This is a genomic window from Cyanobium sp. NIVA-CYA 375, from assembly GCF_056108345.1.
This window is the reverse complement of the sequence record NZ_JBSYHW010000046.1, coordinates 1-22,571: the sequence shown is the minus strand read 5'-3', so window position 1 is coordinate 22,571 and position 22,571 is coordinate 1. Positions and strand designations below refer to the sequence as shown.

Here is a 22,571-nt window from a genome sequence, read left to right as displayed (position 1 = left end):
GCTGCGCATCAATCATGAAGTGGTGACTGCCTATGTCATGTCAAGGTCAGGCCGGCACGCCCCGTGAACGGTTACCAATCTTTTTTGCACATCGCCAATACCGGGGACGATCGCACCGGCTTCGTTTAATTCCGGATCGATGCCGGCGGCGTAGAGGGTGAGGCTGCCGTGGCGTTCACCCACAGCCTTGAGACCAGGCCCAGAAGCCAAAGCGGTGATTACTCGCAAGCGATCACCGGACACACCGAGGGCGGAAAGATCATCGAGTAGCTGGAGCAGGGTCTCCCCTTCTCCCAGTTCCGCCAGAAAAACCAGAACCCCGCAGCGAGGAGCGATTGGCTCGACTGGTCTGGTACCAACCCCAGGTATTTCATGCAGATGCAGCACCTTGGCGGAAGGGAGCACGGTCTGGCCGCCCTGCCAAAGGCCAAGACCGGAGATCAGCAAAGGGATTGCCAGCAGGGGCACCGCAGGATCGACCACATCCGCCGCCACCCCAGCAAGGGTTGTTTCCAGCTGGATACGACGGTGGGGCAGCCAGTCGCGCACCGCCTCATAGGTGAGCCAGCGACCCAGCTCGGCAGTGGCTGTGGCGTAGAGAGAGCCAGGCGTGTGACGGTCGCGGAGTACGCCCAGCCAGTGGCCGATCAGGGGGTGGGGGGGAACCACCACCCGCAAAGCCATCACCATGGTTGGAATAACTTGAACTAACACCGTAAGTGCGCGCCCATGGGCCCGAGATCAGGTAACCGATCGAGCTGGCCGAATAGTTGGCTAATGGCAGCACTGGCCCTGGTGCTGACCTGGTGTCTTGGGGCAGCGCCTGGCTGGGCAATCACCGCACCGGAGCTGCGCAGTCAGCGCTCGCTTCAAGACCTTCAACCCGACATGCACGGCAGAAACCTTCAACAGCAGGAGTTTCTGAAAGCAACCCTGGCGGGCTTCGACTTGAGCGCGACCGATCTGCGCGGGGCCGTTTTCAACAGCAGCGATCTAAGGGGAGCCAACCTGAAGGATGCCAACCTTGAAGATGCGGTGGCCTTCGCAAGTCACTTTGAGGACACTGACCTCAGTGGTGCTGTGCTGCGTAACGCCATGTTGATGCAGAGCCACTTCAAAGGGGCAACGATTGAAGGGGCCGATTTCAGCGATGCAGTCCTTGATCTGCCTGAGCAGAAAGCTCTTTGCAAGCGAGCCACCGGTGTCAACCCAACAACTGGAGTTGCTACTAAGGACAGCCTGGCGTGCCGATAGGTCCGCTGACCGATAGCATCAGCTCTCCGGTTCCAGTGGAGATCAGCCACTGGAGGTAAGGGGGAAAGGTTGGTGAAAATCCAACGCTGTCCCGCAGCTGTGAAGGCCTGGGGCCATGAACCTTTCCAGATTTCTGGTCCTGTTCACCACCCATCGCCAAGTCAGAACGCCCGCCGGTTTTGCTCTTCCTACGGCGCGGACCGGCCCATGACTTTGATTAAAACTCCAGCCTCTGGCCAAGCCCGGGGCCCCTGGCTGCTGGTTGCCGGCCTGGCATCAATTTCTATGGGCGCCCTCAGCCCTGCCCAGGCCCATCACTTTGCCGACCTCGGCCAAATGACGCCCGGAGTATTCAACGGCGTGCTGAGTGGCCTGGCCCACCCGGTGCTCGGTCCAGACCATCTGCTTTTCCTTCTGGCCCTTTCCCTGGTGGGCTTGCAAAGACGGCTGAGCTGGAGCTTGGGATTACTAGCTGTTGGCCTACTGGGCAGTGGCGCGGGACTGCTTTGGCCCGGACTTCCGGCGGCTGAATCACTGGTGGCCTGCACCCTCGTTGTGGAGGCATTGGTACTGCTGCGCCTGCTGCCTGCCTTTCTCCTGCTACCGGCAATGGCCCTGCACGGCTACGTGCTGAGTGGCCCCGTTTTCAGTTGGAGCGCTATGCCAGTTGTGGCCTATGGCACAGGGTTGTTTCTTTCCCAGGCTGCACTGCTCGCCGTGGCACTGCTGGCATTGCGCCCCCAAGTAGCACGCCTTTCTTCAACCCAGCTGCGCTGGCTGGCCTTTGCCCTGCTGGCTCTTGGCGGCACCTGGGCCTTGGCGGGTCTGGCGGCCTGAGATGAATAATTCAATCGGAAGATTGCCAGTCACCGTGGTGACTGGCTTCCTTGGTGCGGGCAAAACAACCCTGCTGCGCCATTTGCTGCTGCGCAGCGGCCAGCGTCTGGCTGTACTGGTCAATGAATTTGGGGAGGTTGGCATCGATGGAGCCCTGTTGCGCAGCTGTGGTTTCTGTCCTGAAGATGAACTGGACACCCGCTTGGTGGAGCTGGCAAACGGCTGCCTCTGCTGCACCGTCCAGGACGACTTCTTGCCAACGATGGAGAAGCTGCTGGAGCGAGCCGACAGCCTGGATGGAATCGTGGTGGAGACCAGTGGCCTGGCACTACCAGAACCACTGGTTGCGGCGCTGAATTGGCCCCAGATCCGCACCCGAATCCGTGTCAACGGTGTGGTGGCAGTTGTGGATGGCGAGGCCCTAGCGGCGGGCAACATAGTGGCTAACCCAGCCGCACTCGAGGCCCAGCGCCAGGCAGATCCCAGCCTGGATCACGCGACGGCAATTGAGGAGTTGTTTGCCGAGCAGCTCGAGGCTGCCGATTTAGTGCTGATCAGCCGGGCAGACTGCCTCTCTCCTGCCGAAATCGATACGGTGCACAAGCGCCTTGCACCCCAGTTGCAGCCAGGAGCTGTGCTCTTGTCAATGGGTAGGGGCGAGGTAGATCCCGAGCTGGTGCTTGGTCTTGAGCGACGGCTGTCGGCCAATTCAGGGCATGAACATCACGAGCATCACGATCACAGCCATGTCGCCATTGAGTCGTTAGCCCTGGACCTACCTGGCGATTTCTCACGCGCTTCTTTAGAGCAGAGCTTGCTGCAATTGGTTAAAGACGGTGGCCTGATCAGGCTTAAGGGGCGTCTGTGGCTGGCGGGTAAAAGCCGGCCTCTGCAGATTCAGGCGGTTGGTCCACGGCTGGAGTGCTGGTTTGAGCCAGGGGGTAAACAGGCTGAATGCGAACAGCACGACCCCGGTCTAGAGCTGGTGCTACTTGGCTTCCAGCTGCACCGTGCTGCCATCGAGTCCTGCCTGCTCCATGCCACTACAGTCTCGACGGACGGCGATTCGACGCGGTCCAAGCTCAATCGTCCAACGAATTGAGATCAGCCCTCCACCCGCCTCTACGACCACGGCGCAGGGTTGCCAAGGAGGCAATTGAAAAAGGGCTGACGCGCCTGAACACGCCCCTAAAACCAAGGGGCTGTCTTCAACCTGAACAAAACTGGCAACTACGGGCCACTGAGCTGCCAAGATTTCACAAACCTCCTGCTCCTCTGGTGCCAATTTTCCGCGCTCGTGTTCAGGTTTCACTTAGGCCCTCGGTGCTTGATCCGGCTGGCGAGGCCACCAGGGCGGCTGCGGCCAGACTTGGTGTGCAGGGCGTCCGCAGCCTGCGTATTGGCAAGGCAATTGAACTTGAACTGGAGGCCCCGGACCAAAGCACTGCCCAAAGCCAGCTGGAATTACTCAGTGATGGACTGCTAGCTAATCCAGTAATCGAAAACTGGCACCTCGAGCTGTTTGACCTGGCAGGGGAGCAGCAATGACCATTGGAATCGTGGTTTTCCCAGGCTCAAACTGCGACCGGGATGTGCGCTGGGCCTTAGAGGGCTGCGTCGGCCTACCGACACGCTTTCTTTGGCACGAGGAGCGCGATCTGAGCGGACTCGAGGCGGTGGTGATCCCTGGTGGCTTCAGTTATGGCGACTACCTGCGCTGCGGTGCGATTGCCCGGTTTGCACCGGTGTTGGAGTCGGTGCTGGAATATGCAGAGGCAGGTGGCGCGGTGCTGGGCATCTGCAATGGTTTTCAGGTGCTCACCGAGATGGGGCTATTGCCTGGAGCGCTCACCCGTAATGCTCGGCTGCATTTTCTCTGCGAACCAGCGCGGCTCAGCGTTGCCCCAGGCAACTGCCAGTGGCTGAAAGGCTATAGCGATGGCGAAGCAATCGTTCTTCCCATTGCCCACGGGGAGGGGCGGTACCAGTGCGAGAGCGAGCAGTTAGCCGCGCTCGAGGCAAATGGTCAGGTGGTGTTGCGCTACGCGAGCAATCCCAATGGCTCGATTGGTGATGTAGCGGGCTTGACCAATCCAGGCGGCAACGTGTTGGGCTTGATGCCCCATCCTGAGAGAGCCTGCGATCCGCTGACTGGCGGGCTAGACGGCATGAGGCTGCTAGCCAGCCTCCGCAACTGAGCAACTGACCAACGGTTAGGTAGTAGCCGAGCAAGCCTTCCATCAAAAACTACCAAACAAACAGGGGGCCCGCAGGCCCCCAGATTCAGCGACAGGTATCGGGCTATTCGACTCTGATCGGGTTCAGTTGACGGCGGCGAAGAACTCCTTGCTCTTGACGGGGTCGGGATTCATGGTCTTGTCGCCCGGATTCCAGTTAGCAGGGCAGACTTCGTCGGGATTGTTGCGGATGTGCTGGAAGGCTTGCAGCAAACGCAGCGTCTCATCAACGCTGCGGCCGACGGGCAGGTTGTTAATCGTGCTCTGCATGATCACGCCGTCTGGGTCAATGATGAACAAACCACGCAGGGCTACACCTGCTTCCTCATCAAGAACCTCGTAGGAACGGGCTATGCCCTTCTTGAGGTCGGCGACAAGGGGATAGGCAATATCGCCAATACCGCCATCCTTACGATCCGTCTGGAGCCAAGCAAGGTGGCTGAACTGGCTGTCAACTGACACACCCAGAACTTCGCAGTTGCGGCTAGAGAAATCACCGTAGCGCTCAGAAAAAGCGATGATCTCCGTGGGGCATACGAAGGTGAAATCGAGTGGGTAGAAGAAAAGCACCACGTATTTGCCGCGGTAATGGGAAAGGCTAATCTCCTTAAATTCCTGATCCACCACGGCGGTAGCGGTGAAGTCTGGAGCTTGCAGGCCAACGAGCCGGGACATGCTGGATAGGTGATTAAGGGCTTACAGCACTGGGAACGTCAATCCAAAGTCGGATCGACTACCAGTTGCTCTTCACAATTTATCACAGGCGCCTGGGCCCTGGGGCCATAGGCTGATAGCAACCTATACACAAAGGGCTGTTGCCATGGCGTGGGAGCCGAGTGTGCTGCGCAAATACAACACGACAGGACATTTCCGGCTCTTAAGCCAGCTGCGTTCTGAACTAAGCAGCAACCCGCTGGTCCGTCCCAAGGATGGCCAGAGCGTTGGTGAGGTGAACCGCAGCAAATCCCTGATTCGGGCTATTGAAGGCCGCTCATCGGGCTATGGCCGTGGACGCCGTGGAGGTAGCGCCGGAGCTGGTGGCGCCGCCTCGGCCTCGCCTGTCGTCCAGCAGCTGAGCCCTGATCCCACTTCAACGGAACCGCTCGGCATCTTGGAAAGCGCTGGCTTGGATGCGGCCTCGTTCCGCGACAGGCTTGATGCAGTTGAACTGCGTTAATCATGGGGAAAATAAAATCCACAAAATTAATTTGAGCCCACGATTTGGGCTTGGGCCCATGATTTGGGCTGATTCTGATCAAAATGGCTCGGGGGAGACTTGAACTCCCGACCTTGGGGTTATGAATCCCACGCTCTAACCAGCTGAGCTACCGAGCCGTTAAGTGAGTTTATCAGGCCCTGGGTGGCAGGAACTGGAGGGGATTGGTAGCGCCGGAGCTGGGGGGATGAATCTCGAAGTGGAGGTGGGGCCCGGTGCTGCGGCCGGTGCTGCCCATATGGGAAATGAGGGTGCCCTGATCAACCTGCTGACCAACCCGAACCAGCAGGCGGCTGTTGTGGCCGTACAGGGAGCGGCTGCCATCGGCATGGGCCAGGGTTACGAGATAGCCATAACCGCCGTCATGCCAGCCAGAAAAAACCACTCGCCCGGCCTTGGCTGCAACGATAGGAGTTCCGACGTTGTTGGCCACATCGATGCCCTTGTGCATTCGTCCCCAACGCCAGCCATAACCAGAAGTGAAAACCCCCTTGGTAGGCCACATCCAGCCCTGGGCAGAACTGGGCCCGTCAAATGGCCTATTGAGCTGATCAAATCCGGGCAGTTCCGGCCAGCTGATGCCGCCGCTAGTGGTCGGCTTGAGGCCAAGCACCATACGGGTGCGCCCAGGGGACGACTGTGCAAGGCGCACCTGGCTTCCCACTACGAGCCTGGCAGTTTCAAGACCCGGATTGAGACGCAACAGCTCCTGGAGCGTCATGCCATACCGCTGGGCAATCTTGACAACCGTATCCCCAAAACGAACAACGGCTCGCTCTTCTACCGGGGGGAGGGACTGAAGGGGCGGTGTGCGGCGCAGCTCGCTGGTATCAATAGCTGCTAGCTGCTTGATCTGCCGGGACTGCTGGCTGGGAACTACTAGCCAATCACCCTGACGGAAATGATGGTCTTCATTGACATCATTGAGCTTGGCTAGGCGCTCTTCCTCGAGCTTGAGGCGACTGGAAAGCTCTTCAACACTGATCGACTGGCGCACTTTCACCCATATCTTGTCGGTGCTGGGTGCGGGCAGGGCGGCGATCAGGGTGTCAACGGAAGCCTTGTCGATATCAGCGGGGTCTAGAGCTGCGACCACTGCCGGAACGGCAATGGCGCAGGGGATCAGGAATCGCAGTGTCGTTTGCAAAGGCTTCATACAGTTCTTTCAGTCGGACAAAACTTGTGGAGAAGCCGATATCCCCAAGTCGGCCAGACAGTAGCGGACTGAACTCCCCGCCACAAGTGCCCCTTGTGACAACAAACGCTGTAGGGCTGCCCAGATCCCTGTCACCTCAGGGGATCACGCCAATGTCAGCGAACTCTGTTGCCGTATTGCCTCAAACAGCACCACCCCCACCGATACGGAGAGATTGAGGCTACGCACTCCGGCCTGCTGGGGCTGGTCGGCGCATGCCATTGGGATCGTGAGAGCCACATCAGCCGCGGCCAGCACATCCGTTGGCAGGCCATCGGTTTCGCGGCCAAACAGCAGCCAGTCATCGGCCTCGAATGCCCAACCGGTGTAGGGCTGGCTTGCATGGCTACTTAGGGCGACTAGGCGCCCGCCACTAAGTAGTCGCTGATCGGCAAATGCTGACCAGTTGGCGTGGCAATGCAGAGACACCAGGGGCCAGTAGTCGAGGCCAGCCCGCTTTAGCTGACGATCATTGATTTGGAAGCCCAGGGGCTCCACCAGGTGCAGCTCCGTGCCGGTGGCAGCGCAGGTGCGTGCCACATTGCCGGTGTTGGGCGGAATCTGTGGCTGAAACAAGACGATTCGCGGCACGATCAATCAGGGGGCACGGCCAGTCCCAGGCTCGTCAAATTGAGAGCCCGACCAGCGATCACCAACCACATCACGCTGCAAAGGGGTGCCAGCTGTTGCTCCAATGACCCGAGACGGTCGCGAAACAGACCGCCGATCGCGGTGGGAGGCACCACCCCCCAACCTGTTTGCTCACTGACCAAAAGCACCGGAACTGCACAGCAACCGAGGCTGTTAGCAAGCCCTGCAGTGCGTTCTTGCCAGGCCAGCCTGTCTAGGTCGAGGCCGGAGGCTACCCAGCTGCCGAGGGAATCGACTAGGGCCAGGCCAGGGGGCTTGAGGCACCGGAGCTCTTCCGCTAGGGCGCTATCAACCTCCAAAGTGGTCCAATGGAGTGGCCGCCGAATCAAATGGGCCTGTACTCGGTGCCTCCAGGCGGCATCTTGCTCGGATGGTCGAGGCCCCGTTGCTAGGTAAGTAACCGGCAATCCGGACTGGTGGGCAAGGTACTCAGCCCAGCGGCTTTTGCCACTTCGGGCTGGACCGAGCACAAGGGTGCAAGCAGGGACGGGATCAACCACCACCATTCATGTTGTGCAGCGTGGCAACAGAAGACGGCGAGACACGATTGAGATAGCGGAAAATCCAGTACTTGAACACTGTCGCCAACACCACCGGGAAGGTGGCGATAAATAACATAATAAAGTTCTCTTGTGCGGGTAGACCTAGGTGGTTGGCTATCCCATCGAGCAGCACCGTCCAGCCCTCCGGGCTGTGAAAACCAACAAAGATATCCGTGAAAAGGATGATGGCGAAGGCTTTAGCGCTATCGCTTAGGCCGTACACAAGCTCGTCAAGAAAACCTCGCAACACCTGGAGATCACGGCTGCCAAACACGCAAACAAACACAAAACCAGCCAGACCACCAAGGTCGGCTAGCACGTTCTTAATGGCGTGGGTGCTCTCCAAGTCGGCCTCATTTTTAAGGTCTTGGGCTTTGCTTGCTAGCTGTACCTGCAGTTCATTGCGGCTGGGTAGGGGATTGCCATTCAAAAGCGCGTCAAACTCAATCTCTGCCTGGAAAACACGCAACTTCTCAACGGCCTTCTCCTCAAGCTTTGGCTTGGGATAGGTGAGGAACGCATTGTCTGGGGCGAAGCGATCAACTAGGGGCGAGAACACATAGGTTCGACTGATCTGCTGAACCAGCACCGGCACCAAAATCAGCAACAGCAGGATGCGCAGGGACACCAAAGTGGAATCGCGGCGGCGGCGAAAGCCAGCTACCACGTTCGCCTCCGCCTCGGGGTCGAGTTGGCGGCGCACCTGATCAACGACGCCGATCAGGCTGCGGGGCAACACCTCAGGGGAGCGACTGATGGCCGGCAGGGGATCCCTACTGGCGGCGTAGCGGGCCACAACAGACTCGATCAGCTGAAACTGGCGAATCTCCTGACCGGCCAGTTCGCCCCGGTGGGTTCGCAGCGTCTGTACAGACTGGCGACAGACCTCAAGGGCAGCTCGAAATCGACGCAGCAACTGGGCCTGAGCTGACCTGGGAATGCGTAGTTCTAATTCCGGGCGTACGGGCCTGTCGTTGTAATGCTCCAGCTCCATGCTCTGGATCAGCAGGGCGGCTTCATAACCTCGCTCCAGATCGTTACTTAGATCGAGGGCTTGGGCGCGCCCAAACGCCCCCATCCAGTTGGTCAATGCCATCGGATCAGCGCGAGAAGACCCACCAAGTGAGCATGGGCACGATCGTGCCCACCGTCAGCAACACCACGACCCAAGTAAAAGCGTTGCTTGACTGAGTTTCCTCCTTTGTGGGGATGTTGGTGGGCTGGCTCACAACCTCAGTAGTGATCGGTTCACCTGGATCTTCACCTCCCTGAAGCACTGTGAGCAGACGAGTCATCGCATCAAGACTTCCCTGGCGGTAGCGACCACCGTCGCGAATCGGCTGGGCCATGGTGCTGCGGGCTGTGCTTCGCAACAAACTGGCATCAAGTTGGGTGTCGAGACTAGGTGAGGTCACTACTGCGGAGCTGTTGGTTTGGCTGTCGATCAGGAAAAGAAGCTGATTTGGCTCACCGCCAGACTCTGACCAACGCTCCAGCACTTGGTTACCGAATTGGGGCAGGCTCAGCCCATAGTCGAGGCGATTAACAGTGATCAAGTGCGCATCGACGCGCTCTGCAACAAAGCTTTCGAGAGTTTTGCTGAGTTCGCCGATTGCGGCCCGGCTGAGCACGTCCGCGGTGTCAAGAATGCGCTCTTGGGGAGGTGCAGCCGGCAGGCCACTGGCGGCAATGGCCAGAGCTGCCGCCGGCATCAGGGTGATGGTAAAGCCAATAAACAAGGCGGCCAAAACCCCCAACAGGGGTATGCGACGGGTCAAGCGCAGGGAAGGGGGCAACGGATCAGGCCCAACATGGAACTAGTTTGCCGCTTACGGGCCCTGTTGTCGCCTCCTGCTTAATGCTCATGGCCGCCTCCACTCCTGCAAGGATCTGCCTTTGGTCTGGGGTGGCCTCCCTGGCATTGGTGGTGGTGAATCAGACCACTGCCGCTAGCACCGATCCAGCCCTGGAACGGGCTGCTGTGTTGGCCAGCTTCCTGGCGGTAGGTTTAATGCTGGTGAGCATTCTCTGGACTAGGTACGAGCCAGAAGCGGCTGCTCGCGTTGCCCTTGAGGGGGTACAGGGGCTTGTGCTCGCAGAGGGGCTGCCTGATGACCTGGCCGAGGAGTTGGGCTGGGGCAGTCAGATGTTGCTTACCGCCAGTCCGGCGGCAGCGGTAGTAGTGCTTTGGCAGGGCAGGTGTCTGCTGCGCCGCGGCCTGCTAGTTGATGAGCTCTTTGAACCCGGGGCCATCTGCCGCCGAGCCCAGGAAAAAAATGCCGCTATCTCACTGGTAGACCTGCGTCTCTATCCAGGCAGGGCTGAATTTGAGAGGCTGCTACCCGGTGTGCCAGCGGTTGTGGTGCAGCCCCTCGGCTTAGAAGGGCTGGTGGTGCTTGCCGGCTGGTCGCCCCGCTGCTTCAGCCGCAGTGATCTGACCTGGCTTGAGGGTTGGGCCCAACGGCTTAGAGGGCGAATGGAGCCGGTTTGCGGGAGCCAGGTTTTGCTGGAGCCCGGGGAGGCAGGGTCACCCGGGTCTTTACCCGAGCCCCAGGACTGCTGAAGACAGCCAGTCCCTGCTTAGTAAGCACACCCTGAAGCTGCTTGGCGCGGGTGACCTGTGAGAAAGCCGTGCGGCGCAGCTCCACGTCACCAAGGGCCTCAATCTGGTTTGTCTGCCAATTCCAGGTGCAGCGATTGGCGACAAGGGAATCGGTTGGCTGATTCAGGCGGCAGTCCTGAGGAACCACCAGGGTATGCATGGAACCAATCACCTCAAAGCCCAGCCCGCTTAGGCGGGACTGATCCAGCAGGGCGGTAAAGGCATGGGGACTGGTGATCAGCTCTCGTGCCAAGTCAAGGCGAGTGTGGCTGGCATCAAGACGGGCCTTGCGGCCGAGATCCAGCACCTGCACAGGGGCCTGAAGGTCGATCACCTGAAGCAGGGAATTGCCGCTGAGGGCAGGGGACGAAAGAGTTTGGACGCCATTACCTGGTGTGCGCCGTTCCCCCCGCACTGGCCCTCGGCCGATCAGCTGGCCTGTGGTGGGGAACCAGTCTGCTGAACTGAGCGCCAGCTTCAAGCCGACCGTGCCTGGACGCTCCAAAAGGGGCATGCCCCTCAGTTCCAACTTGTCCTGCTTGATCCAGAACCGGGCGCGCTGAGCGGAGACACGCAGGTCCCCCTGGGAGGCCCGCGGACTGCGGTCCAATTCCATACGCTCCTGCTTGGGATACCAACGCACTCGAGTGGAGGTCACAACAAGTGGCTTGGGTCCAAGTCGCTGCAACCGGGTCGGGCCCTCCAGCTGCACCACCTCGCCGTCATTGATCACGGTGCCGCTACTAGCTGTGACCCGATAAATGGGCTGACCCTTGGCGTAGATGGTGCCTCGCAGGTCGCGAGCCTGAGCAACACGGCGACTGAGGTCGTAGCGCACCTCTGGGCTGCTCAATTCCCACAGGGGACGTCCACTGGAATCCTTCTGGCGCAGGTTGAGGGAGCGGAAGACAAAAGGTTGGGCCGGCTGCTCCTTAGTTGCCTGGCTGCGGCAACCAACCAGCAGCACGGACAGGCTTGCTATCGCACCGAGACTCAGGGCCAGCAGGGGCCGCCACTGCAGTCTGGCAGTCGCGGTCACAGAGGTGACTCGAGCTCAAGTCGCAACATCACCGGCTGCGGCTCAATCAGGGCGAGTCCCGGCTCGAGCTGACCCCATTGCTGGGCTAGCAGCCAAGGAGAAGCTTGGCTGCTAGGGGCGCAGGCAGGAGCCAGCGGACCGCTAACAAATGGTTCCTGGCCGAGCTGGACCAGCATCCGATCAGAAAGCTCCGGTAGTAGCGGGGCCAACAGCACGGCTACCCAGCGGGTGGCCTCGAGCACTGCGTAGAGATCAGCTGCCACAAGCTGCTCCTGATCCTCCAGCTTCATTTGCTTCCAAGGGGCCTGGTCGTTGAGGTAGCCATTTGCAGCGATTGCTAGCTGCAGCGCCGCTTCAGCGGCGCGACGGAAGTCGAGGTCGGTTAAGGCCGTATTGACGCTATCGCCGGCCGCAAGGGCAGCAACAGCCAGGGGGTGATCGCACTTTGCAGCGGCTCCGGCTGGAGGCACGGCATCGGCAAACCAGCGCCGTGCCATCGAAGAGGTGCGATTCAGCAGGTTGCCGATCGTATTTGCTAAATCGTTGTTGACCAGGTCGATGAAGCGCTGCTGCTGGAAATCACCGTCCTCGCCGAAGGGAATGTCGCGCAGCAAGTACCAGCGCACCGCATCGCGGCCGCAGCGCTCAAGCAGCACCTCAGGGTCGAGCACATTGCCGAGCGACTTGCCCATCTTCTGGCCTTCGCGGGTTAAGAAGCCGTGACCAAATACCCGCTCCGGCAAGGGCAACCCCGCCGACAGCAGCATCGCCGGCCAATAAACCGCGTGGAAGCGCAGGATGTCCTTACCAATCACGTGTAGCTGGGCCGGCCAGCCGCGCTCCAGCACCTGCTCCAGCACAACTGGCTCGGTCGGGTCGAGCAAGGCCGTCAGATAGCCGAGCAGGGCGTCAAACCACACATAAAAGGTATGGCCTTCATGGCCGGGCACCGGAATGCCCCATGGCAGGTCGATCCGGGAGATTGAAAAATCGCGCAGCCCCTGGGCCACAAAGTTTTCCACCTCCTTCTGCCTGCTGGCGGGGGCAATGAAGCCCGGCTGACGGATCAAGGCCTCGATCTGGGCCTGATAGCGGGAAAGGCGGAAAAACAAATTGACCTCATCGCGCCACTCCAGCGGCTTGCGATGGATGGGGCATTCGGGATCCTCACTGCCCGGTGCGTCGTCTTTGAATTCCTCACAAGCAACGCAATACCAGCCCTGCTGACGCCCCTCCACCACGTCGCCGCTGGCTTGCACCCTTGCAAAAAACTGCCCCACCAGTTCTCGGTGGCGGGGATCGGTGGTGCGGATAAAGCGGTCGTTGCTGATCTGCCAGCGGCTCCAAAGGTCGCGATATCCCTCGCTGATCGCATCGCAATGGGCCTGCGGACTTAATCCGGCAGCCTCGGCCGTGCGTTGAATCTTCTGGCCGTGTTCATCGCAGCCGGTGATGAACGTCACCGACTCCCCCTTCAGCCGCTGGTAACGAGCCACCGCATCGCAGGCAAGCGTTGTGTAAGCACTACCGAGATGGGCGCGGTCGTTGACGTAATAGAGAGGAGTGGTGAGCGTGTAAGTCATCCTTTTGATCCTACGGAGCGGCGACGGACAGCAAGGCTGACCACGAGCACGCCAGCTCAGATCATCCCCTGCGAGGCTTGTCTTAGCCGTGTCCGCCAGCCATGACCCTGCTTTCAGAAGCAGTGGATGTTTTGGTGTGGGGGGGCGGCACCGGTGGCGTGGCCGCAGCAATCCAGGCTGCCCGCGGCGGTGCCAGCACGCTGTTGCTCACCCCTGGCAACTGGCTTGGGGGCATGGTGAGCGCCGCCGGGGTTTGCTGCCCCGATGGCAATGAGCTCACCCCTTGGCAGACCGGTCTCTGGGGAGCCTTTCTGCGCGCCCTCGAGCAGGCCGAGCCCGAGGGACTCGATCAAAACTGGGTGAGTTGTTTTGGTTACCGGCCCGCTACAGCCGAGGCGATCCTGCAGGGCTGGGTGCAGGAACTCCCCAAGTTGCGATGGCTGCCGGGATGCAAGCTGCTGGCGGTAGAGCGCCAAGGCTCCCGCATCACAGCGGTACAGCTGGAGCACAAGGGTGAAAGCCAATGGCTGGCCTGCAAAGTTGTGGTCGATGGCAGCGACCGCGGCGACCTGCTGCCCCTAGCGGAGGCTCCATTTCGACTCGGCTGGGAAGCCCAGGAGTTATGGGGCGAACCCAGTGCCCCCAGCCAGCAACGGCTGCAAACGGAAGCTTTTTTCAAGCAACAACCCGTGCAATCGCCCACCTGGGTGGTGATGGGCCAGCTCCAGAGCGAGGTGTTACAGCCAGCTGCAGCCCCCCCGCCCTTAGCTGCGCCGTTTGAACGAGCCAGCGAGACCTTCGGGTTAGAGCGCACGATCAACTACGGGCGCCTGCCGGGCGGCCTGGTGATGCTCAACTGGCCATTGCACGGCAATGACTGGCACCAGGGGCTGGAACGCGCCTTTAGTGGTGACCCAGCTCAGGAAGCCGCCCTGGCGGCCGAGATGCAGAACTACAGCGTCCAGTTTGCCGACGCACTTGAGCAGGCAAGTGGGGGCTGGCTTCAACTGGGCCATGCTTTTCCTGCTGAAGCCGGCAGTCCTGCCCCCTGGCTGGCTGCCATGCCCTACTGGCGGGAGGGGCGAAGGCTGCTGGGCCGCTCGCTGGTGCTGGAACAGCAGCTGCTCCCCCTAGGCAGCGCGGAATCCCAGGGACCACTGCCGCTAAATGACAGCGGCGAGCTGGAGTCGATAGCGGTGGGCAATTACGCCAACGACCACCACTACCCCGGGCCTGACTGGCCACTGGCACCTAAAAGCATTCGCTGGGGCGGGCGCTGGAGCGGCACTCCCTTCTGCATTCCCTACGGCGCCCTGGTAAGTGCTGAGATCGACAACCTGCTGGCGGCTGATAAAGCGTTCAGCAGCAGCCACATGGCCAACGGGGCAACCCGGCTCCAGCCACTGATTTTCAACATCGGGCAGGCGGCAGGAGCGGCAGCGGCCCTGGCGGTGCAACTTGACATCCCCCCAGCTGAGCTTGCTCCCCTGGCCGTTCAGCAATGCCTGCTCCACGATCACCGTGCTCCAGCGGCAGTAGTGCCGCTCTGGGACACCCCCTGGCATGCCAGCGATTGGTTAGCCCGCCAGCTGCAGCTGCTGGCCAATCCGCAGCTTCTGCAGTCCAATGGTCAAATTGAGCCTGGTTTCCTTAGGCCCCTAGATCCCAGGCAGGGCAAGGTGGAGCCCCGGGAGTCACTGTGGAGCGGAACGGTGTTGCCAGACGGGCAGGGTGGCTTCTGCTTCCAGAGCGACTCCAGCTTGCACAGCGATATCGGCAGCAGAGAGTGGCCTCTTATCAGCCTTGAGCCAGGCCTGAACCGCTGGCTGCAGAACCTTGATCAAGCGACCCAAGCCAAGCTGATCGGCTGTGCCAACCCTTGGGGGCCATGGTTGCGGGCCTCGCGACTCGCACCGGACTAGCCCGTGGCCAGCAGTCGCAGTTGGTCGCGGAGGGGGTCTACCGCCTGGACACGCAGCTGCAGCAGATCAGCTGGAGTTGAACCCGCTGGGCACTCAGCGGCCAGATCCATCGCCAAGGCGTCAACGTGTACCAGCCCCAACCGATCCTGGGGTCGCAGCCAGCGCAGAAAACAAGCCTGCCAATGCTGAGCGCGCTCGGCCGCAAACCACACTTGTTGCCAGTGGCGCTGGTCTTCGCGGCTGATCTGAATTCCCTGCCTTAAGGGACCGTCTAGGTCGGAGAGCAAAGCGGCCAGATCGGCGGCGGCCAGGGGCTGGCCGCCCTGCTGAAGCGCCAGCAACTGACGTTGCACGACCAGATCGGCGTAGCGGCGAATCGGAGAGGTGGCCTGGGCGTAAGCCGGCAAGCCCAGGCTGAAATGGGGGCTGGGCTCGGTGCCGGTATGGCCCCGGCTGAGACAGCGCTTGATGGCTGCGTGGCGCACCGGTCCCGCAGGCAAGGCTGCCAGCTCAGCCTCCGGCGGCAGGGTTGCCGTCAATTGGCTGCGGTACGGCAAGGCCAGACCGAGGTCTTGGCCGAGGCCAGCAACCACCGCCCCAGCAAGGATCATGGCCTCAGCCACCATCAGTCGGGCGGGGCTGGGTTCGGTTATCTCCAGCTGGGCTGCGTCGCCCTGGGCTCGAATCCGACCCTCCGGCTGATCGAGCAGCAGGGCTCCCTGGCGCACACGCCACTGACGGCGGCGCAGCAGCAGGCCTTGCAATTCAGCTAGATCCTGCTCCTGGGGCGGAGCTAGCTCGATCAGGTCGTCAGCATCGCCATAGCTGAGCCGGTAGGTGGGTTTGACCCAGCTGCGCTGCAAACCCGAAGCCGCAACTGCCCCTTCGCCGTCGAGTTCAACCCAGATGCTCCAGGCGGCACTGCGCTTTCCGGCCCGCAGACTCATCGGTCCGGTGGCAAGCGCCTCCGGAAACATCGGCAGAATCCCCGAGGCCAAATAGAGACTGCTGCCACGGCGGCGGGCCTCCAGGTCGAGGGGCGAATCCAGAGCGATCAGCCGGCCAGGATCCGCCACATGGATCCAAATCCGCAGCTGGCCGTCTGGGCTGGTTTCCAGCGCCAGCCCGTCATCGATGTCACGGGTGTCGGCATCGTCAATGGTGACACTGCGTTGCCCGGTTAGATCTAGCCGCTCTGCATCGCCAGGCTGTTCAGTGTCTGCAGCCGTCAGGAGGCGCTCGGCTTCAGCCAGCAGATCAGCCGAAAAGCCCTGCTCCCAGACCGTGGCCCGCAGGGAAGGCAAATTGTGGGCTTGCCACTGGCCAAGATCCACCAGCAGATGACGGATGGAGCCGGTATCTGCACATACCTGGGCCGCCTGCAGGGCTTGACGCAGGGGAAGGGGCAGGGCTGTTGCGCAATCTCCGCCAGCCCAATCGATCAGCAGCTCCAGCTGCTGGCGCTGATCTGAGCTGAGGAGCTGGACATCGAGAGGCTGACGATCTCGCAGCAGCTGCTGCCAGCGCAGTTCAGATTGCTGGTGGAGCACCCGATGGCGGCGCTCTCGCCGCAAACGGCGAAGATCCTCAAGCGGCCTTGCCTCAACCAGATTTTGACGCAGACGAAACAAGGTCTGGGGACCAAGACACCAACGCCAGCAGGAAGCGATGGCGAGGCCATCACGTCGCGATGACACCAAGTCAACCCAATCGCTCAGCGGCAAGCCCTGAGGTTCAGCCTGCATCAAAGTCCAAGCTGCCGCAAAGTCGCATCGAGAAGGCAGCACTGCCATCAATGCGTCATCGCTGATCGACCAAGGAGCCTGGCTAAGACGTTGGGGCGGCTCGCATTCTCCGGAAAAAGAGGCAAGCAACAGCAGCTGCCGTAACGGCTGAATCTGCTGCTTTGCACTATTACCAATGGCTAACGAAGCCTTGTTTGAGGCCACAGCCAAGATCACAGCAAGCTGGGGACCGCGCTCATCGCCCAGTCCCACCAGATCGCCAACTTGGAAGGTTGAAGCCGCCAGGAGATAGGCCTCAGCCTTCGGGATTCACAAAAGGCAGCAAAGCCACGATGCGGGCACGCTTAACGGCGTTGGTCAGATCGCGCTGCTGTTTGGCTGTAAGGCCAGTGAGCCGGCGGGGCAGAATCTTGCCTCGCTCGGTGATGAACTTCTTGAGCAGATCGACGTCTTTGTAGTCAATCGGGTCGCCAGGCTTGATCGGCGACAGGCGCTTTTTAAAAAAAGAGCTGGACATGGAAAACGAAGGCGGGAGGTGAATGAAGTGGAATCTGACCAGTGCCTGAAGGACCGGACCAAAATCAAGTTGCAGCAGCTGCGGGCATGGCCTCAGCTGGAGGGGCTAAGCCCGAATCACTTGATTTCCTTGTGGACCGTCGAGGAGTTGCAGTGCGGACAGAACTTCTTCAGCTCAAGCCGTTCGGTGGTGTTACGGCGATTCTTCTCAGTTGTGTAGCGGGACACACCGGGAGAACGCTTGGCGGGGTTGGACCGGCATTCTGTGCACTCAAGAGTGATCACAATCCGGACGCCCTTGTTTTTAGCCATGAAGGACGTTGCGCCGCTTGTGCGAAGCGAAAGGACAAGTTGTCACCTTACTTGCCGGTAGTCCCGCCTCCCAGTTGATCCCTAAGATCGCCCTTCAACACCTAAAGGGCTATGCGGGTCTCGCTCCAATGGCTGCAGGAGCTGGTGACTGGCCCTGAACAAGCCCTCGCCCCGGGGGCCCTGGCCGAGCGCCTGTCGCTGGCTGGTTTTGAGGTGGATGCCATTGAGGATCTAGCCGCCCAGGCCGCTGGGGTGGTGGTGGGCTTCGTACGTGAGCGCCAGGGCCATCCCAATGCAGACAAGCTCAGCGTCTGCCAGGTTGATGTCGGCGCGGCCGAAACCCTGCAAATCGTCTGCGGGGCCGCCAATGTGCGGGCCGGCATCCATGTGCCCGTGGCCCTAGTTGGGGCAACCCTGCCAGCGGTCAAGCTGACGATCAAACCAGCTGAACTACGCGGAGTAGCCAGCAGCGGCATGATTTGTTCCCTCGCTGAACTTGGCCTGGTGGCAGATACGGATGGCATTGCCATCCTTGATGAACTGCTGGAACAGGTGCCACCCCTGGGAACACCGGTGGGGCCCAGCATCGGACTGGATGACCAGGTCCTGGAGCTGGCGATCACCGCCAACCGCCCCGATGGGCTTTCAATGCATGGCATTGCCCGGGAAGTGGCGGCCCTGGTGGGCGGCCAAACCCAAATTCAGGCCCCTGCTGCCGCCGCCGCAAGCCAGCCGCTGCCATTTTCCGCAAGTGACCTGGTTGCTGTTGAAGCTGGTGGACTGTTCAGTGTCACGGCCCTTGATGGTTTGCAGGTGTCCCCTTCACCCACCTGGCTGCAACAGCGCTTGCAGAAGGCCGGCATTCGCCCGATCAACAACGTCGTTGACATAACCAACCTGGTGATGCTGGAGACGGGTCAACCCCTACACGCCTTCGACAGCAAGCGCCTCGCCGTAATCACAGGAGCCAGCGAACCCCAGCTAGCCAGTCTGGGGCTGCGCCAGGCCCTTGATCGTGAGGCATTCACCAGCCTCGACGCTACGGAGCACAAACTCAGCCACGAAGCGCTGGTGGTTACCTACGCCAACCGCCCGATCGCCCTGGCTGGCGTAATGGGTGGTTCGGACGAAGCCGTCAATGACACCACCACCTCCATCTGGCTTGAGGCCGCTGTCTTTGCTCCCCAAGCAGTGCGTCGCTCAGCTCGCAGCGTTGGCTTGCGGACGGAAGCAAGCAGCCGTTTTGAAAAGGGCTTGCCAAGGGAGGCCACCCTTGCTGCCGCAGACCGGGCCGTGGCGCTCCTCCAGGAACTCTGTGGAGCCAAATTTTCCGGCCGCTGGCTGCACCAAAGGGCGGAGGAGCCAACCGAGCCACTGCTGCTGAGGCGCGACGCCCTGCACAACCTGCTCGGGCCGGTTCAAGCTGGCGAAGGGGTTTCAGATCTCGGTGACGACAAGATCGTCCAAACCTTGACGGCCCTCGGTTGCCAGCTGGCAGAAGAGATTGATGGTGAGGGTTGGCGCGTCACCGTACCCCCCTCCCGCTTGATGGATCTACAGCGGGAAGTTGACCTGATCGAGGAGGTGGCCCGCCTGGTTGGTTACGACCATTTCGCCTGCCACCTACCCGATCCGCTGGAGCCTGGGGGGCTAACCCCGGCCCAGCAGGTGGAGCGTCGCTTGCGCCGCCAACTGTGCGCCGCCGGACTGCAGGAGGCCTGCAGCTTCTCCCTGGTGCCGGCAGCAGCTGGGCGTATCCCCCTGGCTAATCCCTTGCTGGCTGATTACGGCCATTTGCGCGACAACCTGCATGGAGAGCTGCTAGCCGCTGCACGCCGCAACCTTCAGAGCGGTCAACCAGGCTTCTGGGCCTTTGAGATCGGCCAGGTGTTCAGCAGCGCTGCCGGTAGCGATAGTCGCCAACTGTTGGCTGGGGTGATCTGTGGCGAACGCCGCGGCGAGCGCTGGAGCAGCAATGGCAAACCCCAGCCCCCCACCTATCACCAGGCCCGCGGCCTGCTGCAGCAAGCACTGTCGGCTCTGGCGATCCCAATAGAAGATCGTCCGCTGGCCCAGCACCACCTGCTGCACCCGGGTCGAGCCGCCCAGCTGATCGTGGAGGGGCGATGCCAGGGCTGGTTTGGCCAGCTGCACCCGGAGCAAGCCGAACGTCTCGACCTACCCGAATCCAGCATCATCTTCGAACTGGAGCTAGGTGCCCTGCTCACCGCCGCCACCCGGCGCAACCGTTGGCAACCCGCCTTTGCCCCTTTTGCCACCGTGCCGGCATCGGAGCGCGATCTGGCCGTGGTGGTTGCCGCCGGTACCCCATCCGCTGAGCTGCTCCAGGTGATCCGCAAGGCCGGCAAGCCCCTGCTCGAACATGCCGAACTTGTCGATCGCTACGAGGGCGGCCAACTGGCCCCAGGGCAGTGCAGCCAGGCCTATCGCCTCCGTTATCGCGATGCCAGCCGCACCCTGACCGACGAGGAGGTGGAGGCAGCCCACGCCTCGATCCGAGCAGCCCTGGAGAAGCAGCTGGGCGCCCAGTTGCGCAGCTGATCCCCAAACCGCACCCCCACCAACAGCTGCTACTCGGCAACCTCTGGCTGCGGGGCTGGGATGCCAGCCCCGATACGTCGCAATACGGTCAACGTTTCTACGTGACTTGTCTGGGGAAAAAAGTCGATTGGCTGAACGCTCTCGACGCGGTAATTGCCGCTTCCCACCAACAAGGCCAGATCCCTGGCCAAGGTGGCGGGATCGCAGCTGAGGTAAAGGAGATGGGCCGGTGGACGCTCGCTTATGGCCTGCAAGGTGACCGGATCAAGTCCTTTGCGGGGTGGATCTAAAAATAAGGCGTCGCAGTGAACTAAGTGCTCGCCAAGGCACTCGGCCACCACGCCAGCCTCAAAGGTGGCGGATTCACTAAGCCCATTCTCACGGGCATTGGCCTTGGCCTGGTGCACGGCCTCAGGACTGAGTTCAATGCCGTGAACGTGCCAGCCAGCCGCTGCCACCGGCAGGCTGTAAGTACCAATGCCGCTGTAAGCATCGACCATCACGCCAGGGGCAGAGCCCTCAAGGGCGGCAAGCACCAGCGGCACAACCCGTTCAGCCTGCCTGGTGTGTACCTGGAAAAACGTATCGGCAGCAATGCGCAAGTCGAGGTCGCAGAAACGCTCCTGCAGCCAGCTACGGCCCACCACCACTCGTGTTTCGGGGCCCATCAGGGTGTTAGTGGCTAGGGGTTGCAGGTTCAGGCAGACCCCTACAAGTTCTGGCCAGCGATGCATCCATTGGGCGGCCAGGATCTCGATGCCCTCCAGGTCCGGGGTGCTGCTTACCAGGGTGATCAGCGACTCGCCGGTATAGCTACCGATTCGCAGGGCCAGATGGCGCAGGCCGCCCCCCTCGCGGCAGTCCCGATCAACGGGCCAGTCACTGGTCTCAAGATCCGACTTAAGCGGTGCGATCAAGGCGTCTAGGCGCGGATCCAGCACCGGGCAGCGATTCATATTGACGATCTTGTGGGTGCCAGGGCGATAAAAGCCAGCCCGTAGCCGCCCGTCCTCACAGCGCTCAAGTGGAATGATCGCCCGGTTGCGATAGCCGAGGCCTTCGGGTGCGGCCAGCAGCGGGGCAACGTCCGTATCCAGGTGGGCGATCCGCCGCAGGGCATCCACCACTTTTTGATGCTTCCAATGCTGCTGCGCCAGGTCATCGAGGTGCTGCAAGCTGCAGCCGCCGCAATCACCAGCAAGGATGCAGGGGGGCCTTCGCCGCTCCGGCGCAGGCTCCAGCACTTGCTGCAGCTCAGCCAGCCAATGACGTCGAGCCTTGTGGGTGAGGCGAACCTTCGCCCTCTCGCCCGGCAGGGCACCAGCTACAAACAGCACCCGATCTGCGAGACGGGCCACGCCCTGCCCGTCATGGGATAGGCCGGTGATGGCCACCGTCACGGCCATGCCAGTGGAAAGGTCGACGCAGTCGGTCGTAGAACCTTCTGCGCTGTTGCCAATGGTGTTTCTGCCCACGCCCGCCTATCAATACTTCACCCTACGCCGTGCAAAGGGGCGTTACACGTTGCGGCATGACACCGGGATCATGCTGCGGAGTCGATAGAGTGATGATTAAGTGTGGTCGCTGCGATGAGCGTCGTTCGGGATCTGATTCTCCAGGCTGATGATCAGCTTAGGTATCCCAGTGGCGGCGAGCTGCGCTCCATGGTGGAGTATCTCAGTAGGGGAGCCGAAAGGCTGGCTGTTGTGCGGGTGCTCACCGACAACGAAAAAAAGATTGTGGATGAGTCTGCCAAGCAGCTCTTCCAGCGCAATCCCGACTACGTAGCTCCAGCTGGAAATGCCTACGGCCAAAAGCAGCGAGCCCAGTGCCTGCGCGACTACAGCTGGTACTTGCGCCTAGTGACCTACGGCGTCCTTGCCGGCAGCACCGAGATGATTCAGCAAATAGGTCTGGTTGGTGCTCGCGAGATGTACAACAGCCTCGGCGTGCCCATGCCAGGCATGGTCGACGCGATGCGCACGATGAAGGATGCGTCGCTAGCCCTGCTAAGCACTGAGCAAGCAGCCCTAGCTGGCCCCTACTTCGACTTCCTGATCCAGGGAATGCAGACCAGCACCTGAGCTCAAGCAATCCCAATCAGCAACCCGACCCGGAGGAGCCCCTGTCTCCTCCGGGTCTTTTTATTGGCCCCATCCCGCGTCTTGCTCAAGACGCATGAGATCTATTCAATTCAGCGAGACAAGGAGGAGCACGGCGGCAGATAGCCGATTCAAGAGTCTTAGAAGAGACCCATTTTAAGTCTCATAACTAATCCCATCCCCCCCAGTTTCAGGAAAGTTGTCACCCCTCTGATCAGTACATCCGGGGGCTTGAGGACATGACTAATGCGTCGAT

Annotated in this window: 23 protein-coding genes, 1 tRNA gene and 1 riboswitch; of the genes, 10 read left to right on the top strand and 14 right to left on the bottom strand. The window is 61.0% G+C overall.

Going from position 1 to position 22,571, the window contains the following annotated elements; all coding sequences use genetic code 11:
* Nucleotides 1–30: 30 nt before the first annotated feature.
* Nucleotides 31–690: a uracil phosphoribosyltransferase gene (locus AC01FP_RS11675; RefSeq protein WP_474480396.1), complete on the bottom strand. Its 660-nt coding sequence runs from the start codon at nucleotides 688–690 to the stop codon at nucleotides 31–33.
* 87 nt (nucleotides 691–777) lie between these two features.
* Here AC01FP_RS11675 and AC01FP_RS11670 point away from each other — a divergent pair, with 87 nt between their 5' ends.
* The 5 genes from AC01FP_RS11670 to purQ all read left to right on the top strand — a co-directional run bounded on the left by AC01FP_RS11670 (nucleotide 778) and on the right by purQ (nucleotide 4,289).
* Entirely contained in the window at nucleotides 778–1,254 is a 477-nt protein-coding gene (locus tag AC01FP_RS11670; RefSeq protein WP_474480395.1) for a pentapeptide repeat-containing protein, read from the top strand.
* 13 nt (nucleotides 1,255–1,267) lie between these two features.
* Nucleotides 1,268–1,446: riboswitch (cobalamin riboswitch) on the top strand.
* A gap of 15 nt (nucleotides 1,447–1,461) precedes the next feature.
* Nucleotides 1,462–2,091 (top strand): HupE/UreJ family protein, encoded by a 630-nt coding sequence (locus tag AC01FP_RS11665; RefSeq protein WP_474480393.1) that lies wholly within the window; start codon nucleotides 1,462–1,464, stop codon nucleotides 2,089–2,091.
* 1 nt (nucleotide 2,092) lies between these two features.
* Nucleotides 2,093–3,193: a cobalamin biosynthesis protein CobW gene (cobW, locus tag AC01FP_RS11660; RefSeq protein WP_474480392.1), complete on the top strand. Its 1,101-nt coding sequence runs from the start codon at nucleotides 2,093–2,095 to the stop codon at nucleotides 3,191–3,193.
* Between the two features lie 176 nt (nucleotides 3,194–3,369).
* On the top strand, nucleotides 3,370–3,639 hold the full coding sequence (gene purS / locus AC01FP_RS11655) for a phosphoribosylformylglycinamidine synthase subunit PurS (protein WP_474480390.1): 270 nt from the start codon (nucleotides 3,370–3,372) through the stop codon (nucleotides 3,637–3,639).
* On the top strand, nucleotides 3,636–4,289 hold the full coding sequence (purQ, locus tag AC01FP_RS11650; protein ID WP_474480389.1) for a phosphoribosylformylglycinamidine synthase subunit PurQ: 654 nt from the start codon (nucleotides 3,636–3,638) through the stop codon (nucleotides 4,287–4,289). Before purS ends, purQ begins: the two co-directional genes overlap by 4 nt.
* Nucleotides 4,290–4,412: 123 nt before the next feature.
* Here purQ and AC01FP_RS11645 read toward each other — a convergent pair whose 3' ends face one another.
* The gene (locus tag AC01FP_RS11645) at nucleotides 4,413–5,003 is read right to left on the bottom strand and encodes a peroxiredoxin (RefSeq protein WP_474480388.1); all 591 of its coding nucleotides are present in this window, start codon (nucleotides 5,001–5,003) and stop codon (nucleotides 4,413–4,415) included.
* A gap of 145 nt (nucleotides 5,004–5,148) precedes the next feature.
* Between AC01FP_RS11645 and AC01FP_RS11640 the strand changes: the two genes are divergently transcribed.
* Entirely contained in the window at nucleotides 5,149–5,505 is a 357-nt protein-coding gene (locus AC01FP_RS11640) for a hypothetical protein (RefSeq protein WP_474480386.1), read from the top strand.
* A gap of 84 nt (nucleotides 5,506–5,589) precedes the next feature.
* On the opposite strand, the gene AC01FP_RS11635 is transcribed toward AC01FP_RS11640, so the two are convergent.
* From AC01FP_RS11635 to psb32, 6 genes are all read right to left on the bottom strand, one after another.
* Nucleotides 5,590–5,663: transfer RNA gene (locus tag AC01FP_RS11635), tRNA-Met, on the bottom strand.
* 14 nt (nucleotides 5,664–5,677) lie between these two features.
* The gene (locus AC01FP_RS11630) at nucleotides 5,678–6,700 is read right to left on the bottom strand and encodes a peptidoglycan DD-metalloendopeptidase family protein (RefSeq protein ID WP_474480384.1); all 1,023 of its coding nucleotides are present in this window, start codon (nucleotides 6,698–6,700) and stop codon (nucleotides 5,678–5,680) included.
* Nucleotides 6,701–6,844: 144 nt separating this feature from the next.
* Entirely contained in the window at nucleotides 6,845–7,330 is a 486-nt protein-coding gene (locus tag AC01FP_RS11625) for a tRNA (cytidine(34)-2'-O)-methyltransferase (protein WP_474480383.1), read from the bottom strand.
* A gap of 2 nt (nucleotides 7,331–7,332) precedes the next feature.
* Complete coding sequence (cobU, locus tag AC01FP_RS11620; RefSeq protein ID WP_474480381.1) at nucleotides 7,333–7,896, bottom strand: bifunctional adenosylcobinamide kinase/adenosylcobinamide-phosphate guanylyltransferase; 564 nt, start codon at nucleotides 7,894–7,896, stop codon at nucleotides 7,333–7,335.
* Entirely contained in the window at nucleotides 7,883–9,028 is a 1,146-nt protein-coding gene (pxcA, locus tag AC01FP_RS11615) for a proton extrusion protein PcxA (protein WP_474480380.1), read from the bottom strand. Before pxcA ends, cobU begins: the two co-directional genes overlap by 14 nt.
* Nucleotides 9,029–9,032: 4 nt before the next feature.
* The gene (gene psb32 / locus AC01FP_RS11610; RefSeq protein WP_474480377.1) at nucleotides 9,033–9,710 is read right to left on the bottom strand and encodes a photosystem II repair protein Psb32; all 678 of its coding nucleotides are present in this window, start codon (nucleotides 9,708–9,710) and stop codon (nucleotides 9,033–9,035) included.
* An 86-nt stretch (nucleotides 9,711–9,796) separates the two neighbouring features.
* Here psb32 and AC01FP_RS11605 point away from each other — a divergent pair, with 86 nt between their 5' ends.
* A complete protein-coding gene (locus tag AC01FP_RS11605; protein WP_474480375.1) occupies nucleotides 9,797–10,495 on the top strand; it encodes a cofactor assembly of complex C subunit B in 699 nt (232 codons plus the stop codon).
* On the opposite strand, the gene lptC is transcribed toward AC01FP_RS11605, so the two are convergent.
* Nucleotides 10,398–11,573 carry an LPS export ABC transporter periplasmic protein LptC gene (lptC, locus tag AC01FP_RS11600; protein WP_474480373.1) on the bottom strand — a complete coding sequence of 392 codons (1,176 nt, stop codon included), beginning with the start codon at nucleotides 11,571–11,573 and terminating at the stop codon, nucleotides 10,398–10,400. The two genes, AC01FP_RS11605 and lptC, sit on opposite strands and share 98 nt — an antisense overlap.
* Nucleotides 11,570–13,156, bottom strand: coding sequence for a methionine--tRNA ligase (metG, locus tag AC01FP_RS11595; protein ID WP_474480372.1), 1,587 nt, complete (start codon nucleotides 13,154–13,156; stop codon nucleotides 11,570–11,572). The genes lptC and metG overlap by 4 nt, the downstream gene beginning before the upstream one ends.
* Before the next feature lie 101 nt (nucleotides 13,157–13,257).
* Between metG and AC01FP_RS11590 the strand changes: the two genes are divergently transcribed.
* A complete protein-coding gene (locus tag AC01FP_RS11590) occupies nucleotides 13,258–15,078 on the top strand; it encodes an FAD-dependent oxidoreductase (protein ID WP_474480370.1) in 1,821 nt (606 codons plus the stop codon).
* Here AC01FP_RS11590 and AC01FP_RS11585 read toward each other — a convergent pair.
* The 3 genes from AC01FP_RS11585 to rpmG all read right to left on the bottom strand — a co-directional run bounded on the left by AC01FP_RS11585 (nucleotide 15,075) and on the right by rpmG (nucleotide 17,651).
* Nucleotides 15,075–16,823, bottom strand: coding sequence for a ribonuclease catalytic domain-containing protein (locus tag AC01FP_RS11585; RefSeq protein ID WP_474480368.1), 1,749 nt, complete (start codon nucleotides 16,821–16,823; stop codon nucleotides 15,075–15,077). The two genes, AC01FP_RS11590 and AC01FP_RS11585, sit on opposite strands and share 4 nt — an antisense overlap.
* A gap of 295 nt (nucleotides 16,824–17,118) precedes the next feature.
* Nucleotides 17,119–17,340: a 30S ribosomal protein S18 gene (gene rpsR, locus AC01FP_RS11580; RefSeq protein WP_006041316.1), complete on the bottom strand. Its 222-nt coding sequence runs from the start codon at nucleotides 17,338–17,340 to the stop codon at nucleotides 17,119–17,121.
* Between the two features lie 116 nt (nucleotides 17,341–17,456).
* Nucleotides 17,457–17,651, bottom strand: a complete 195-nt coding sequence (gene rpmG, locus AC01FP_RS11575) for a 50S ribosomal protein L33 (RefSeq protein WP_190389523.1) — start codon at nucleotides 17,649–17,651, stop codon at nucleotides 17,457–17,459.
* Between the two features lie 111 nt (nucleotides 17,652–17,762).
* Between rpmG and pheT the strand changes: the two genes are divergently transcribed.
* On the top strand, nucleotides 17,763–20,213 hold the full coding sequence (gene pheT, locus AC01FP_RS11570; protein ID WP_474480363.1) for a phenylalanine--tRNA ligase subunit beta: 2,451 nt from the start codon (nucleotides 17,763–17,765) through the stop codon (nucleotides 20,211–20,213).
* A 29-nt stretch (nucleotides 20,214–20,242) separates the two neighbouring features.
* Here the strand turns inward: pheT and rlmD are convergent, their stop codons facing one another.
* Complete coding sequence (gene rlmD / locus AC01FP_RS11565) at nucleotides 20,243–21,688, bottom strand: 23S rRNA (uracil(1939)-C(5))-methyltransferase RlmD (protein WP_474480361.1); 1,446 nt, start codon at nucleotides 21,686–21,688, stop codon at nucleotides 20,243–20,245.
* A 114-nt stretch (nucleotides 21,689–21,802) separates the two neighbouring features.
* On the opposite strand from rlmD, the gene AC01FP_RS11560 reads away from it, so the two are divergent.
* Nucleotides 21,803–22,297, top strand: coding sequence for an allophycocyanin (locus AC01FP_RS11560; RefSeq protein ID WP_474480359.1), 495 nt, complete (start codon nucleotides 21,803–21,805; stop codon nucleotides 22,295–22,297).
* Nucleotides 22,298–22,571: the final 274 nt, after the last annotated feature.

Coding starts and splice junctions, on each gene's coding strand:
- AC01FP_RS11605 (WP_474480375.1), top strand. CDS start 9,797: ATGGCCGCCTCCACTCCTGCAAGGATCTGCCTTTGGTCTGGGGTGGCC.
- pheT (WP_474480363.1), top strand. CDS start 17,763: ATGCGGGTCTCGCTCCAATGGCTGCAGGAGCTGGTGACTGGCCCTGAA.
- rpsR (WP_006041316.1), bottom strand. CDS start 17,340: ATGTCCAGCTCTTTTTTTAAAAAGCGCCTGTCGCCGATCAAGCCTGGC.
- rpmG (WP_190389523.1), bottom strand. CDS start 17,651: ATGGCTAAAAACAAGGGCGTCCGGATTGTGATCACTCTTGAGTGCACA.
- pxcA (WP_474480380.1), bottom strand. CDS start 9,028: ATGGCATTGACCAACTGGATGGGGGCGTTTGGGCGCGCCCAAGCCCTC.
- AC01FP_RS11675 (WP_474480396.1), bottom strand. CDS start 690: ATGGTGATGGCTTTGCGGGTGGTGGTTCCCCCCCACCCCCTGATCGGC.
- cobW (WP_474480392.1), top strand. CDS start 2,093: ATGAATAATTCAATCGGAAGATTGCCAGTCACCGTGGTGACTGGCTTC.
- AC01FP_RS11590 (WP_474480370.1), top strand. CDS start 13,258: ATGACCCTGCTTTCAGAAGCAGTGGATGTTTTGGTGTGGGGGGGCGGC.
- AC01FP_RS11630 (WP_474480384.1), bottom strand. CDS start 6,700: ATGAAGCCTTTGCAAACGACACTGCGATTCCTGATCCCCTGCGCCATT.
- AC01FP_RS11670 (WP_474480395.1), top strand. CDS start 778: ATGGCAGCACTGGCCCTGGTGCTGACCTGGTGTCTTGGGGCAGCGCCT.
- AC01FP_RS11665 (WP_474480393.1), top strand. CDS start 1,462: ATGACTTTGATTAAAACTCCAGCCTCTGGCCAAGCCCGGGGCCCCTGG.
- AC01FP_RS11645 (WP_474480388.1), bottom strand. CDS start 5,003: ATGTCCCGGCTCGTTGGCCTGCAAGCTCCAGACTTCACCGCTACCGCC.
- AC01FP_RS11640 (WP_474480386.1), top strand. CDS start 5,149: ATGGCGTGGGAGCCGAGTGTGCTGCGCAAATACAACACGACAGGACAT.
- metG (WP_474480372.1), bottom strand. CDS start 13,156: ATGACTTACACGCTCACCACTCCTCTCTATTACGTCAACGACCGCGCC.
- cobU (WP_474480381.1), bottom strand. CDS start 7,896: ATGGTGGTGGTTGATCCCGTCCCTGCTTGCACCCTTGTGCTCGGTCCA.
- purQ (WP_474480389.1), top strand. CDS start 3,636: ATGACCATTGGAATCGTGGTTTTCCCAGGCTCAAACTGCGACCGGGAT.
- AC01FP_RS11585 (WP_474480368.1), bottom strand. CDS start 16,823: ATGCAGGCTGAACCTCAGGGCTTGCCGCTGAGCGATTGGGTTGACTTG.
- AC01FP_RS11560 (WP_474480359.1), top strand. CDS start 21,803: ATGAGCGTCGTTCGGGATCTGATTCTCCAGGCTGATGATCAGCTTAGG.